Origin of the sequence: Streptosporangium sp. NPDC048047, from assembly GCF_040653115.1 — a bacterium.
Lineage (GTDB): Bacteria > Actinomycetota > Actinomycetes > Streptosporangiales > Streptosporangiaceae > Streptosporangium.
Genome location: NZ_JBEZNH010000043.1, coordinates 1 through 13762, shown reverse-complemented (window position 1 = coordinate 13762; position 13762 = coordinate 1). Strand labels below are relative to the sequence as shown.

The following is a 13762-nucleotide window of genomic DNA, read 5'->3' as shown; positions in this document are numbered from 1 at the left end:
GCGTTTACTCTCGGGACTGTGGAGGCTGCTCAGTACCCCGCCCACTGGGAGGCGGACGTCGTCCTGTCGGACGGCGGGACCGCCCATGTCCGACCGATCCATCCGGCCGACGCCGATCTGCTGCGCGCGTTCTACTCGCGGCTGTCGGAGGAGTCGATCTACTTCCGCTTCTTCGGCCCCAGACCCCGCCTCTCGGACCGGGAGATCACCTGGTTCACCAACGTCGACTACACCGACCGGGTCGCGCTGATCGCCACGATCGGCACGGAGATGGTGGCGGTCATCCGCTACGACCGGATCGACCCGGCGGAGGCCGAGGTGGCCTTCCTCGTCGAGGACGCCCACCAGGGCCGCGGGGTCGCCTCGGTGCTGCTGGAGCACCTGGCCACCACGGCCCGGGAGCGGGGGATCTCCCGGTTCGTCGCCGACGTCCTGCCGGCCAACCAGAAGATGATGGGTGTCCTGAAGCAGGCCGGCTACACCGCGCAGAGCCGCTTCGCCGACGGCGTGGTCCGGATGATCCTCGACCTCACCCCCACCGAGACCTCCCAGGAGGTGACCGCCGCCCGCGAGCACCGGGCCGAGGCGCGTTCGATCGAGCGGCTGCTGTCCCCGAGGTCGGTGGCGGTCGTCGGCGCCGGCCGCGAGCCCGGCGGCGTCGGGCAGACCGTGCTGCGCAACCTGCTCGCCGCCGACTTCACCGGACCGGTGTACCCGGTGCACCGCGAGGCCCGCGCGGTCGCCGGGGTGCGGGCCTATCCCGGCGTGACGGCCATCGACGGCGAGGTGGACCTCGCGGTGCTGGCCGTACCCGCCGAGGGGGTGATCGAGGTGGTCAAGGAGTGCGCGGAGAAGGGCGTGCGCGGGCTGATCGTGGTCTCCTCCGGATTCGGCGAGACCGGCCCCGAGGGGCGCGCCAGGCAGGACGAGCTGGTCCGCATCGCCCGCGCGTACGGCCTGCGCGTCGTCGGCCCCAACTGCCTCGGCGTCGCCAACACCGACCCGGCGGTCCGGCTGAACGCCACGCTCGCCGCGACCGTCCCCGGCCGCGGACGGGTCGGCTTCTTCAGCCAGTCCGGCGCGCTGGGCACCGCGCTGCTGCAGCGGGTGGCCCAGCGCGGCATGGGCATCTCCTCGTTCGTGTCGGCGGGCAACCGGGCCGACGTCTCGGGCAACGACCTGCTGCAGTACTGGGAGGAGGACCCCGCCACCGACGTGATCCTCCTCTACCTGGAGTCGCTGGGGAACCCCCGCAAGTTCGCCCGCCTCACCCGGCGGATCTCCCGCCGCAAGCCGATCGTGGTGGTCAAGAGCGGCGGAACCACTCAGAACGTGCCGACGGGTCACGCCGCGCCGGTGCTCGGCCTGCCCGACACCGCGCTCAGCTCGCTGTTCGAGCAGGCCGGGGTGATCCGGGTGGACGACCTGGTCCAGCAGTTCGACGTGGCGCAGCTGCTGGCCCACCAGCCGCTGCCGGCCGGGCCCCGGGTGGGCCTGGTCAGCAACTCCGACGCGATGGCGCTGCTCGCGGCGGACGCCTGCGTGCGGGCCGGGCTGGAGCCCAGGCCGCCGGTCAACCTCGGCGCGGCCGCGGGGGCGGCGGAGTTCGGCGCGGGCCTCGCGTCGGTGCTGCCTGACGTGGACGCGGTCGTCGTGATCTACATGCCGCCGATCCCCGGTCCGGCCGCCGAGGTGGCCGCCGAGCTGCTACGGGTCTCGCGCGACCACGGCAAGCCGGTGCTGGCCACGTTCGAGGGCCGGACGGGCATGCCGCCGGAACTGCGGACGGACTCGGTGCCCGGGTGGGGGTCGATCCCGTCGTACCCGGCGCCGGAGGAGGCGGTCCGCGCGCTGTCCCACGCCGTGCGGTACGCCCGCTGGCGGGAGCGGCCCGCGGGGATCCCGGAGGAGCCGGAGGGCGTGGACACCGCGGCCGCGCGGCGGCTGGTGCGGGCCGCACTGCGGAAAGACCCTGCCGGGACCGGCGCCGCACCGCCGGAGGGGACGGTCGTGACCGGCCCCGCCGGGCCGTGGGGGGAGAAAGCCGCCGAGCCGTGGGGGGAGAAGGCTGAGATCGACGCCGCCGGGCTGCTCGCCTGCTACGGGGTGCGGGTGTGGCCGGCCGAGCGGGTGGACTCCGCGGAACGCGCCGTGGCGGCGGCCGAACGGCTGGGCTGGCCGGTGGCGCTCAAGGCCGCCGACCCCGGGGCGGCCAAGCGCGCCGGGACCGTACGGCTCGGCCTGACCGGCCCCGACGGGGTGCGCGAGGCGTTCGAGGGACTGTCCCGGCAGCTCGGCCGGGACGCCGCGCTCGCGGTGCAGCGGATGGTCCCGCAGCCCGCGGTGCCGACGGTGATCGGCGTCGTCGAGGACGCCGCGTTCGGCGCGGTCGTGTCGTTCGGGCTGGGCGAGGTCACCGCCCGGCTGCTGCGCGACGAGGTGTACGGGCTCGCCCCGCTCACCCGGGAGGACGCCGGGGCCCTGGTGCGGGCGCCGCGCACGGCGCCCCTGCTGCTCGGCGGGTACGGTTATCCGCCCGTCGCGGTGGAGGCCCTCGCGGACCTGCTGGTCCGGGTCGGGCGGCTGGCCGACGACCTGCCCGAGGTGGCCAGGCTCGACCTCGACCCGGTGCTCGTGGGGGAGTCGGAGGCGATCGTCCTGGGGGCGCGCGCCGTGCTGCGCGAGCCGCCCGGCCCGCGGATCGACGACGGCCCGCGCCGCCTGGGCGGGTTCCCGGCCTGAGGTGATCCGCGGCGGCGGACCGCCGTGCCGTACGGCCTGGTTCCTGAGGCGGCCCGCGGCGGATCGCCGTGCCGTACGGCCGGGGCGTGGCCCGTGCCGTGCCGTGCCGTGCCGGACGGTGGCTGACCGCCGTGCCGTACGGCCGGGTACGGCCTGAACCGTGCCGGGCCGGACGGCGCGGGCCACGGGCCGCGGGAGTCCACGGGCCGACGCGTCCGGCGGGAGAGGGCGTGCTGGAGGTGAAAGCGCTGCCCCGGACAGGGCAGGATGGACCCATGAGGGATACCCGACTCTCGGCAACCGGGCTGCGCGACGCCATCGACCGCAGCGGCTACTACCCCGACCTGGTCACCGACGCGGTCGAATCCGCCCTGGGCAAGGAGCAGGTGACGGCGTACGTCGTGCACCACGAGGCCACCTTCGACCCGGCGATGGAGGTGCGCAGGCACGTCACCGTCCTGGTTCTCACACCCACCCGGCTGCTCGTCTGCCACACCGACGAGCACCCCGCGGTGGAGGGGGTCTCGGCGTCGCACGCCTCCACGACCACCGAGGCGGTACGGCTCAGCCGGATCCAGTCGGTCTCCGTCACCCGGGTGGTCCCCGACCCCGCCTCCTACGTGCCGGGCGTGCCGCCCACGGAGGTGACGCTCACCATCGGCTGGGGGGCCATCTCCCACGTCGACCTGGAGCCCGCCACCTGCGGCGACGAGAACTGCGAGGCCGACCACGGCTACACCGGGGCCGTCACGGCCGACGACCTGTCGCTGCGCGTGAGCGAGGCGGCCGACGGCCCCGAGGCGGTCTCCCACGTGCTGACCTTCGCCAAGGCTCTGTCGGAGGCCACCGCCCGCGCCGCCTCGTAACCGGCTTCCCGGCCTCCCGGCCTCCCGGCCGATGCCCGGCGGCCGGGAGGCCGCCGTATCGCCGCCGTAACGCCATGGCGTCGCCGTGGCGCGATCGCCGGCCCGCCGTTCCACCACCTCGCCGCTTCCCCCGCCGCGGTGTCCGGCGCCCTCCCGGGGCCGGCTCCGCGCCGTCCCGCATCCCGAACCTCTGCGAAGGGGAGACCCTGATGAGCCCGCTGATCACTCCGGCCGAGCTGGAGGCCCTGGACGGCCCGGCCGTCCTGGACGTGCGCTGGAAGCTCGGCGGCCCGCCCGGGGCCGACGCCTACCGCGAGGGCCACATCCCCGGCGCGGTCTTCTGCGACCTCAACGCCGACCTCGCCGCGCCGCCCGGACCGCAGGGCCGCCACCCGCTGCCGGAGGCCGGGGCGTTCCAGGAGGCGATGCGCCGCCTGGGCGTGTCCGGCTCCCGTACGGTCGTCGTCTACGACGAGGCCGACGCCACCGCCGCCGCGCGGGCGTGGTGGACGCTGCGCTACTTCGGGCACCCCGACGTCCGCGTCCTCGACGGCGGCCTGCGCGCCTGGGCGGCCGAGGGGCGGCCCGTCGCGGCGGGCGAGGAGTCCGTACGGCCCGGCGACTTCACCGCGCGGCCCGGCGGGATGCCCGTCCTCGACGCCGGTCAGGCGCTGGAGCTGGCAGGCGAGGGGGTGCTGCTGGACGCCCGCGCCGCCGAACGCTACCGGGGCGAGGTCGAGCCGATCGACCCCGTCGCCGGGCACATCCCCGGTGCGGTGAGCGCCCCCACCTTCGAGAACGTCGATCCCGCCGGGCTCTTCCACCGGCCGGAGTTCCTGCGCGAGCGGTTCAACACCCTGGGCGCCGTGCCGGGCGTCGCGGTCGGCACCTATTGCGGCTCAGGTGTGACGGCGGCGCACCAGGTGCTCGCGCTGGACGTGGCGGGCGTCCCCGCCGCCCTCTACGTCGGTTCCTGGTCCAACTGGGTGGCCGACCCCTCCCGGCCGGTCGCCACCGGCTGACCTCTCCCGGCCGGCATCGGCAGGTCGCCGTACCCGAAGCAGGCGAACCCCGCCACCCCGGTCTTCGCGCTCGCCGCGGCCAGCGCGCGGGCCGGCGGACGCCCGGTGGCCAGCAGCTCGTGGAAGACCTCCATCAGCGCCAGCGCCGGCTCGTCGCGCACCGGCACCAGGCTGGCCACCACGCACCGCGAGCCCACCGACAGGAAGGCCCCGGCCAGCCCCAGCGGAGCTCCGTCGGCGGGCACCCGCGCCATGCCCGCGTCGCACGCCGACAGCACCGCCAACGCGGGCGGGCGGCGCAGCCGCAGCAGGTCGTAGGCCATCAGCGGCCCGTCGTCGAGGTGGATGCTGGACAGCAGCGGGCTGCCCGGGGAGAACACCCCGTGCGCGGCCAAGTGCGCCACCTCCGCGCCCTCCAGCGCCGCCAGCACCTCGGCCCGCCGCGCCGCCACCGCCTCCGTGCCGGGGCGGCGGGCGGCGACCATGGCGGCCTCGGCCCCGGCGCAGCGCAGCGCCGGACCCGCGACCGCCACGGTCCTCCCGCCCGGTACGGCGGGCGCCCGGTGCCCGGCCAGCCAGGCCGCCGCGGCGGACGCCACGGTGACGGGACGGCCGGCGTTCATCGGCAGCACCGGCCAGGGCAGGGTGTGCAGCGAACCGGTCGGCACGATCACCAGCGGCCGGTCGCCGAGCGGCCGGCGCAGCGCGCCGAACAGCAGCCGCTCCAGCAACGCCGCGTCGCCGTCCAGCGCCGGGGCCCGGCCGTCACGCAGGTGCGCCCGGCGCAGGCCGTACCGGAGCCGCACGGTGGCCTCGGCGACGGCGGCGAAGGGACCGAGCCGGCGCAGCGCGACGCGCTCGGGGGCGACGGCGACGGCCACCAGCCCGTCGCCGTCGCGGACGAACTCCACCAGCGCCGCATCACCCAGGGCGGCCCGCAGCTCCTCGACGCCGGGAGCCACGGGCCGCCCGGGACCCCCGGCGACCGCCCGCCACCGCTCGGCCCAGGCGAGGACAGCGCGGCCCCGCCCCGTCTCCAGCGCGAGCTCCAGCCCGAAGCGGGCCAGCGGCTCACCGGCGCCGACGGCGTACGCCCGGATCGCGGGGTCGTCGAGGGCGGCCGCGGTGGAACCCGCCTCGGCCAGTCCGGCGCGGACGGCCGCGAACGCGCCGCGCCGGTCGCCGGACAGGGCCCGGTGCAGCGCGGCGGCCCGGTGGCGGAGCAGCCCCGGGGCTCCGCGGGCGAGGACGGCGAGCCGCTCGCGGGCGGACGCCCGGTCGCCCAGCCGCAGGACGGTCTCGGCCGCGGTGAACCGCAGCTCGCGGGAGAGGTCGGGGCGGCCCGCGCCGTCGAGGTCGGCCGCGCACGAGAGCAACTCGGCGGCCAGCTCAGGGGACGGCGGGCCGGACGCCAGACGGGCCCGCAACAGCACCTCGGCGGCGAGCGGCACCAGCGCCGTCCTGCCCTGCGCGGCCAGGGCGGCCGCGGCCGGCTCGGCGTGCTCCGCGGCGCGGCGCGGGTCGCCGGTGCGCAGCTCCACCCGGGCGAGCAGCAGTCGGGCGTCGGCCAGCGCCACCTCCGCCCCCGCCGCCGCGAGCTCCGGAACCGCCAGGTCGAGCAGCGCCCGCGCCTCACCCGGCAGGTGCGCGTCGACCAATGCCTCCGCCAGGTCGCAGCGCATCGCCGCGAGCCGTTCGGGAAAGCCGAACAGGCTGCTCTCGGCGCGCCGGTAGGCGGCGAACGCGGCGGGCAGGTCACCGCGCCGGGCCGCCAGGAACGGCAGATTGCCCTCGGCGAGTGTGAGCACGTGGTCCAGGCCCGCGTCCCGCGCCAGCTCGGCGCAGCGGCGCAGGTCGGCCTCGGCCTCCCCGAAGCGCCCCAGGAACACCCTGCTCAGCCCCCGGTTCAGCAGGGCCCCGGCGAGATAGTAGGCGTCGCCGTCCAGGGCGCCCACGGCCCGGTCGCACTGGGCGAGGGCCTCGGCGTAGCGGCCCAGGCGGGTCAGCGCCCCGGCCCGGTGCACGGCGAGCCTGGCCGTCTCGGCCGGCGGCAGACATGGTTCGGCCGCCGCCGCGACGGCCAGCGCCCGCCGGGGGTGGCCGAGCTCGGTGAGGACGTGCACCAGCGACAGCCGCGCCTGCGCCGCCCGGTACGGCAGGCCCGCCCGCAGCGCCACGCGCACCGCGCTCCGCAGGTGCTCCTCGGCCAGCGGCAGGTCTCCCAGCTCCCGCGCGGCCACCGCCAGCGCCCGGTGGGCGACCGCCGCGGCCTCCGCGGGGAGGGCGGCACGGAGCATGTCGCGCGCCAGCTCCCGCGCGGCGGCCGGGTCGCTGCCGGACAGCTCCAGTGCCCGCTCGGCGGCGGCGAGCGCTTCGTCGGGGGCCACCTACGGGCGGATCCTGGTCCAGCTGGTGACGACGGGGACCTGCCCCGGCCGGTGGCACACCACGCTGAACCAGCCCGGCGGCAGGCCCGTCACGGCGAACTGACCGGTCGCCGACAGCTCCCGCGCCTCGGTGAGGTGCGGGGTGCGGACCTCGACCCGCGTGCCCTCCTCGGGGCAGGGGGAGACCTGCCCGGCCAGGTCGACCAGGCCGTCCATCGCGGTGACCTCCAGGTCGACGGTGAGTCCGGCCGCGGTGAAGCGGAGCAGCCGGTCCTGCCCGCCGTCGCGGACGTCCCGCGGCGCCGGCGCGGCCACGGGCAGGGCCGTGGCCGCGCCGGGCAGCCGCAGGCCGAAGGCCGCGCGCGCGGCCGCCGGGATGTGACCGGGCACGGGGTCGCGGCCGGCCGCCAGGCGGAGCGCGGCGATCAGGGACTCGTCGTCGATCGCGGCGGGACGTCGGGTCAAGATGCGGCCTCCTGAGCGGTGAGCATGGTGCGTAGTCGGTTCAGGCACCGGCCCCGGGTGGGGCCGTAGCTGCCGCTGGGCATGCCCAGGCGTCCGGCGAGCTGGTGGACGCCCGCGTCGGGAGCCGTGGCCATCAGCCGGAACAGCGAGCGGCACGGCTCCTGCATCGCCTCGACGGCCAGCCAGAGACGGCGGCCCTCGTCGGCGCTGAGCACGATCAGGGCCGGGTCGGGGGCGGCCTCGGCGGGTGACGGGCCGGGGCGGACCTCGCCGGCGTCGGCCGGGTCGGCGACCGGCCGCTCGCCGCGGCTCCGCCTGCGGAGCAGGGACGCCTCCCGCCGGACCGTGGTGAACAGCCACGAGCCGAGCCGGCCGGGGTCGCGGATGGTGTGCAGGCTCTCCAGCAGCCGCAGCCAGGTGCCCTGCACCGCGTCCGCGGCGTCCGCCGCGCTCAGGCCGTGGGCGCGGGCCACCGACCACAGGGGACCGGAGAACCGGTTCACCAGCGTGTCCCACGCCTCCTGGTCGCCCGCCAGCGCGGCGTCGATCGTGTGCTGGTCGCTCACCGGAGCCTCCGAAGCCGTCCCGGACACTCTTCGTGTCTCAGTGGTGACTTTGGGTGAGACTTTACCTTGGCCCGGCCACGACGACGCCCAGATCTGAGATTTTTCGGTTCCGTTCCGGATCGAGGACGTGCGCCGCGGCCTCGGCGGGTGTCCGCCCCCGGGTCGCTGCGGCGATCGCGCCGCTGACCACGGCGGCGGCGAAGGAGGTGCCGCTCCAGCGCGCGTAGCCGTGGAACGCCCCGTGCTCCAGGAAGGAGCTGGTCAGCCATTCCCCGGGGGCGCAGGCGTCGACCCAGGGGCCGTGGGCCGAGAACGGCGCCCGGTCCCGTCCGGCCGCGTCCAGCGCGCCGACGGCGATCACCCCGGGCAGCGCGGCCGGCCAGAACGGCCGGTCGGAGGCCGTGTTGCCCGCGCAGGCCACCGCGACGGTGCCCGGCAGGCCGGCCATGGCGGCCTCGAGAAGGGGGGATGGCCGGTCGTCGTAGGTGTGCCCGCCCAGGGAGAGGTTGAGCACCTGGGGCGGCTCGTCCCGCAGCCGCGTCAGCGCCCGAAGCAGCCCGGCCTCGTCTCCGACGCCGCGGCCGTCCAGCACCCGCAGCGGGCGCACCCGCGCCTCGGGCGCCGACCGCAGGATCAGCCCGGTGACGAACGTGCCGTGCCCGGCCTGGGGGTCCAGCCGCCCGTCGCCGTCGTCGTCGGGCACCTCGGCGGCCTCGCGCCGCCGTTCGAGGAACCACGGGAGGTCCCGCCACCAGGGGTGCGCGGCCAGGCCGGTGTCGGCGACCGCGACGGTCACCGGCCCGCCGGGTCCGCCGGGTCCACTGGGTCTGTCCGACCCGCCCGGGATGCCGCCGCGATCCTCGTCGTTCCCGGGGCCCCCGGGTCCGTCCGGCCCGCCTCCCGGTGCGGCGCCGGGAGGCGGAGGCGGAGGCGGAGGCGCCGGGAAGGGCCGGGAGGCCGGGCCCCCGAAGAAGAGGGGCTGGCCCACCAGGATGTGGTTGGGGGAGGCCGCGTGCCCGCGGTCGCGGACCGTGGCGGCGAGGTCGCAGACGTCGACGCCGGGCACCAGCCGTATCCGGAAGACGCCGTCGGCCTCGGTCACCGCCGTGGTCCACCGGGCGACGGCCGCCATGCCGGGGGCGTCCGTCAGCAGCTGGTCACGCCTGATCAGAGCCGGTGCTCCCGGGACGGGCTCCACCCGTTCGATGTCGGCGTCCATGTGGCTCTCCGGGGGGTCGGGCGGCGGATCGTCGGATCGTCTCACTTCGAGCATGCCCCAGCCGGAGGCCGGTCGCACGGCATCTCGGTATGACCCCCCTCTGGTGCGGCGTCACAACCGACGGTAGTCTCTCCTACAGTCACTTGTGATCATCCTGGTCGAGGCCGTTGGGGAAGGCGCACCTCGTACGAAACGGGAGGTCCGGTGTCTGCTCGTGGCGTGCTTTACGTCCACTCGGCTCAGCCTGCGCTGTGCCCGCATATCGAATGGGCGGTCGCGGGTGTCCTTGGCGTGCCCGTCGACCTGAACTGGACCCCGCAGCCGGCCGCGCCCGGCCACGTGCGCGCGCAGGCCGAATGGGTCGGCCGCCCGGGGACGGCGGCGGCCATCACCTCGTCCCTGATGGGCTGGCAGCGCATCAGGTTCGAGATCACCGAGGACCCCTCGCCGGGTGCCGACGGGTCCCGGCACGCCTACACGCCGTCCCTCGGCGCCTTCACGGCGGTGATCGGCGCCTCGGGTGACATCCTGGTGCCCGAGGACCGCCTGCGCTCGGTCATGCTCATGGCGCGGCAGGGCAGGGTGGTCCTGGAGGAGGAGCTCGACAGGCTGCTCGGCAAGCAGTGGGACGCCGAGCTGGAGTCGTTCAGGTATGCGGGCGAGGGCGCGCCGGTCCGCTGGCTGCACGCCGCCGTCTGACGGCGCGCGAACCCTTCCCGCACGGTCGCCCTACGGCGCGCCGCGCGGTCGTCCGGCGGCGGCGCCCTACCCCGTGGCCGCCCGGCGGCGCGCGGTCCCTCCCGGCGCGGTCCTCCGGCGGCCCCGGCCCCCCGGACGCGTCACGGCACGCCGTTCCCTCCCCGTACGAGCAGAACGCCCCCACCGGCCTCGGCCGGTGGGGGCGTCGCGCGTCACGCGGGTCTCCCGGGGCTCGCGGGCCCCGGATTCCCGGAAGGGGACGGGCCTGTACGGACTTCGGATCTTCAGGCGGGTTGAAGGCTTCGGATCCACAAGAGAGCTCCGCGGAGGTGCAGGCCGGCCAGATGGCTTTCGGGAGTCTCGTCGAAGCGGAAGGCCAGGCCGCGGCTTCCGCGATCATCACCTGCATCGGCTGCGCGAAGACGCCCGATGTACCCCCGAGCAGGACAACGGCCGCATGGATCTGAACGGTGCACCGCCATCGCAGCTTGGGCGGACGGCAGCGCAAGGAGCGGTCAGGTCGTCGGGAGGCCGACCGCGTTGGACGCGTCGGCCTCGAAGTATTCCGTCGTGGCGAAGAGGCCGACGTGATCTTCGAAGAAGCTCCTGACGCCGTCGATCGAGTCGTGGACGATGACGTTCACCGCTTTGGTCCCGTCAGTGCTCGCCACCGCCAGCGTCCACTTGGCACCCTTGGGAAGCTGGCCGTACGCCTTCTTCAGGGAATCCCAGAAACCGTTGTTGTCAGAAATCGTGGAAACAGCCATGATGTGCACTTTGGTGCCCTCCTCATTGACTCTCGGATTCACTCGGCAATTGATGTGGAGATATTGTGCGACACCATTCTCGAAGTCGTAGATCGCGACGGTTTGAGGGTCCTCGAGCGGATCGTCCGAAGGCATCAAGAAGTGAGTCTCACTGATCGGGTACAGCTCGTAGTCGAGCCGTTCTGGTTTATTGAGGAGTTGCGCCTCCATGGGGTTCAGGGTGAATTTGAGGTGGAGTTTTCCGCGGTCGGCCGCCACTTCGTAGCGGGTGCCGGGGCGCTCGTAGGAGCCTTCGTACCTGGACAGATCGAGGGCCAAAGTCGGGTCGGGCTCCGGCAGGTCGGGGATCGTGACCGCGCCGAGGTCGGTCAGGATTTCGTTGAACACCTTCCGGTAGAAGCTGTCGCGCGGCCCGGCGTTCGCCAGCATCGAGATGGCGATGTTCGATTCCGTCAGGATCCGCAGGCGGGCGCTTTGGCTGACTGCACTGCCGTCGTGGGCGTAGACGGTTTGGCCGTGCCAATCGCACACGATGAGGCCGAGTGCCCATTCCGGCCCGAACATGTACGGGTCGGGTATGGGGACGCGCGACTCCGTCATCTCTCGGATGATGCCGGGTGAGACGATTCTGGTTCCGTTCGGTGCTTTTCCTTCGTTAAGGAAGACGTACGCCATCGTGAGCAATTCCCGGGCCGTCGTGTTGACGTTGCCTCCGGGGCCGAAGGAGCGCGGCAGGTGACCCAGCGGTGAGAGGATGGGGCCCTCTTCGAGGGATCGGATCAGGTATCCGGCCGCGGCCCGTTTCCGGTCCACGTGCTCATGCCGGCTGCTCGTCGAGGTCAGTCCCAAGGGGTCGAACAGGCGATCCTTCATGATGCCGTCCCACCGCTTGCCGTCGATCACCTCCATGATGCGGGCGAGGATCGCGTAGCCCAGGGCCGCGCTGTAGCCGTGCGTGTGGCCCAAGGGGTGGACCTGGCGTGCGCTGGCGATGTTCTCCACCATGCGCTTGTACACATCGTCGTCCTCGCCCGGATCTCCGTAGTTCTCCTCGATGCCGTTGGTGTGGTTGAGGAGATGGCGGGGTGTGACCTTGGCGCCGACGTCGAGGTCGGCGACCCGGAAATCAGGAAGGTAGGTCCGCACCGGCTCGTCCAGGGCGACTTTCCCCTCGTCGACGAGCTGCATGAAGGCGAGGGCGGTCCATGTCTTGGATACGGAGCCGCACTGGTAGATGGTGTCGGTCGTCGCGGGCTCCCGCGTGGAGATGTTCTTGACGCCGACCGCGAAGTCGGTGATCTCCCCGTCGCTGAGGACGCCGATGGCGGCACTCGGAATCCGGTACTCCGCGAGCAGCCCGGAGACGCGAGCTCGCATCCGGGACACATCCAACGCTCTTGCCATAAGGGGTTCCTCGTCCCTCCCGATTCTTTCAGGGCGAGAAAAGGCTACGTTGCATTTCAATGATCGTCAACAAGAGGCTTCCAAGTATGCGCTTAAATACTGGGCTTTCGCGTCGATCGTTGCAACAGGATTGTTGGTAAATGCAACCCCAGCCAACCAGTCGTTGCAATGTACTGTTGGTGAACGCACTCGTGGACCCGAACCGACAGGAGGGCGAACCGATGCCCGGAGGCAGGCTGACCCATGAGGATCGCCGGCAGATCGCGATCTGGCTGGTCGAAGGGCTGGGATACGCCGAGATCGCCCGGCGGCTGGGCAGGCCCACGTCCACGATCAGCCGCGAAGTGGCACGCAACAGCGCGCCCGGCGGCTACCTGGCCGACCGCGCCCAGCAGGCCGCCGGGCAGCGCGCCCGCCGCCGCAGACCGGTTCGGACCACGGAGCCGCCGGCCGACGGGCGGCCGGCCGAGTCCGTGCGCGGTTTCGTGGAGCGGTTCGCGACGCTGCTGGTGGGGACCGGCCTTCCCCGGATGCCCGCTCGCGTGTTCGTCTGCCTGCTCACCTCCGACTCCGGGGGCCTGACGTCCGCCGAGTTCGTACGGCGGCTACAGGTCAGCCCGGCGTCGGTGTCCAAGGCCATCGGCTTCCTCGAGGCGATCGAGTTGGTCAGGCGCACACAGGATTCCGGTCGCCGCGAGCGGTACGTCATCGACGACGACGTCTGGCTCCGGGCGTTCAAAGCCGACACAGGGGCACACGCCGCGGTCGCGGCGGCCGCACGGCACGGGATCGAGATCTTCGGTGCCGGCACGCCCGTCGGCACCCGGCTGGGCCGGATGGCTCAGTTCTTCACCTGGATCAGCGAGCAGATGAACGACAGCGGCCTCACCGACGCCGTCGTCCGCGACGCGCTGACGGTGCTGGCCGCGCTGGTGTACGCCGCTCGGCCACTGACCGTGGACGAACTCGCCACGGCCCTGGACTGGCCCGTCCAGCGGGCGGCCGACGCCCTGGACGCGATCAGTCGTCGTCCGATCCTCTCCGACCCGCTCACCGTGGAGCGGCTCGGGCACGGCGCGTACGCCATCACCCCGAGGCCGGACCGCCTGAACTCCGGGCAACGCGACGCACTGATCGCCAGTCCGTGCTCGACCCAGGGGACTCGAAGATGACGAAACTTGATGGACGTCGCAACCGCGATCCCTCCGGCCGCACCCGCGCGCCTGCCGGGCCGCGTCGCAGTTCCGAGATTCACGCCATCTCGGAAGCACCCTCCCAGGTGTGACTTCCGAGATTACGCACAGCGGGGCGTCGCAGGAGCCTGGATCCGCTTCCGAGATTACGAGGCGGCGCCTGGGCGCCCGCCCCACCCGGCTCCCCCCCGCCTACGACACCGTCCTTCTGCTTCCACCGGCGCACCCACTTGTGCGCCGTGGTGCGGGAGATGCCCGTCCCGGCGGCGACATGGGCGACGGGGCGGCCCGAACGGACACACTCGATGAGCAGACGCCTGCCGTGAACGGTCAACCGGGCGTTACGGTGGGACACGAAGACCTCCGTGCGGTTTGCTCCTAGTGCTGTGACCGGAAAGGTTCACCGAGTTGGGTGGTCGTCAGGCCGCGGCT

Annotated in this window: 10 protein-coding genes and 1 pseudogene; 5 read left to right on the top strand and 6 right to left on the bottom strand. The window is 74.0% G+C overall.

All coding sequences use genetic code 11. The features are described 5' to 3' along the window. Nucleotides 1-18: 18 nt before the first annotated feature. From AB0D67_RS28735 to AB0D67_RS28725, 3 genes are all read left to right on the top strand, one after another. Nucleotides 19-2742: a bifunctional GNAT family N-acetyltransferase/acetate--CoA ligase family protein gene (locus AB0D67_RS28735; RefSeq protein ID WP_362942606.1), complete on the top strand. Its 2724-nt coding sequence runs from the start codon at nt 19-21 to the stop codon at nt 2740-2742. A 275-nt stretch (nt 2743-3017) separates the two neighbouring features. Next, a complete protein-coding gene (locus AB0D67_RS28730) occupies nt 3018-3608 on the top strand; it encodes a DUF5998 family protein (RefSeq protein ID WP_189245531.1) in 591 nt (196 codons plus the stop codon). A gap of 209 nt (nt 3609-3817) precedes the next feature. Further along, nucleotides 3818-4630 carry a sulfurtransferase gene (locus AB0D67_RS28725; protein WP_362942597.1) on the top strand — a complete coding sequence of 271 codons (813 nt, stop codon included), beginning with the start codon at nt 3818-3820 and terminating at the stop codon, nt 4628-4630. Here AB0D67_RS28725 and AB0D67_RS28720 read toward each other — a convergent pair. The 4 genes from AB0D67_RS28720 to AB0D67_RS28705 all read right to left on the bottom strand — a co-directional run bounded on the left by AB0D67_RS28720 (nt 4570) and on the right by AB0D67_RS28705 (nt 9345). Next, nucleotides 4570-7017 (bottom strand): CHAT domain-containing tetratricopeptide repeat protein, encoded by a 2448-nt coding sequence (locus AB0D67_RS28720; protein ID WP_362942590.1) that lies wholly within the window; start codon nt 7015-7017, stop codon nt 4570-4572. The genes AB0D67_RS28725 and AB0D67_RS28720 overlap by 61 nt on opposite strands. After that, on the bottom strand, nt 7018-7482 hold the full coding sequence (locus tag AB0D67_RS28715) for a hypothetical protein (RefSeq protein ID WP_362942584.1): 465 nt from the start codon (nt 7480-7482) through the stop codon (nt 7018-7020). Further along, nucleotides 7479-8048: a sigma-70 family RNA polymerase sigma factor gene (locus tag AB0D67_RS28710; protein WP_362942579.1), complete on the bottom strand. Its 570-nt coding sequence runs from the start codon at nt 8046-8048 to the stop codon at nt 7479-7481. The genes AB0D67_RS28715 and AB0D67_RS28710 overlap by 4 nt, the downstream gene beginning before the upstream one ends. Before the next feature lie 61 nt (nt 8049-8109). Then, a complete protein-coding gene (locus AB0D67_RS28705; protein ID WP_362942573.1) occupies nt 8110-9345 on the bottom strand; it encodes a S8/S53 family peptidase in 1236 nt (411 codons plus the stop codon). Between the two features lie 126 nt (nt 9346-9471). Between AB0D67_RS28705 and AB0D67_RS28700 the strand changes: the two genes are divergently transcribed. Continuing rightward, nucleotides 9472-9966, top strand: a complete 495-nt coding sequence (locus AB0D67_RS28700) for a DUF3145 domain-containing protein (RefSeq protein WP_362942566.1) — start codon at nt 9472-9474, stop codon at nt 9964-9966. A 515-nt stretch (nt 9967-10481) separates the two neighbouring features. Here AB0D67_RS28700 and AB0D67_RS28695 read toward each other — a convergent pair. Next, nucleotides 10482-12137, bottom strand: coding sequence for a serine hydrolase (locus tag AB0D67_RS28695; protein ID WP_362942558.1), 1656 nt, complete (start codon nt 12135-12137; stop codon nt 10482-10484). 221 nt (nt 12138-12358) lie between these two features. Here AB0D67_RS28695 and AB0D67_RS28690 point away from each other — a divergent pair, with 221 nt between their 5' ends. After that, on the top strand, nt 12359-13309 hold the full coding sequence (locus AB0D67_RS28690; RefSeq protein WP_362942752.1) for a helix-turn-helix domain-containing protein: 951 nt from the start codon (nt 12359-12361) through the stop codon (nt 13307-13309). 226 nt (nt 13310-13535) lie between these two features. Here AB0D67_RS28690 and AB0D67_RS28685 read toward each other — a convergent pair. Further along, nucleotides 13536-13685, bottom strand: a pseudogene (locus tag AB0D67_RS28685) (leucine zipper domain-containing protein); the annotation flags it as partial. Nucleotides 13686-13762 lie beyond the last annotated feature (77 nt).

Coding starts and splice junctions, on each gene's coding strand:
- AB0D67_RS28730 (WP_189245531.1), top strand. CDS start 3,018: ATGAGGGATACCCGACTCTCGGCAACCGGGCTGCGCGACGCCATCGAC.
- AB0D67_RS28725 (WP_362942597.1), top strand. CDS start 3,818: ATGAGCCCGCTGATCACTCCGGCCGAGCTGGAGGCCCTGGACGGCCCG.
- AB0D67_RS28695 (WP_362942558.1), bottom strand. CDS start 12,137: ATGGCAAGAGCGTTGGATGTGTCCCGGATGCGAGCTCGCGTCTCCGGG.
- AB0D67_RS28690 (WP_362942752.1), top strand. CDS start 12,359: ATGCCCGGAGGCAGGCTGACCCATGAGGATCGCCGGCAGATCGCGATC.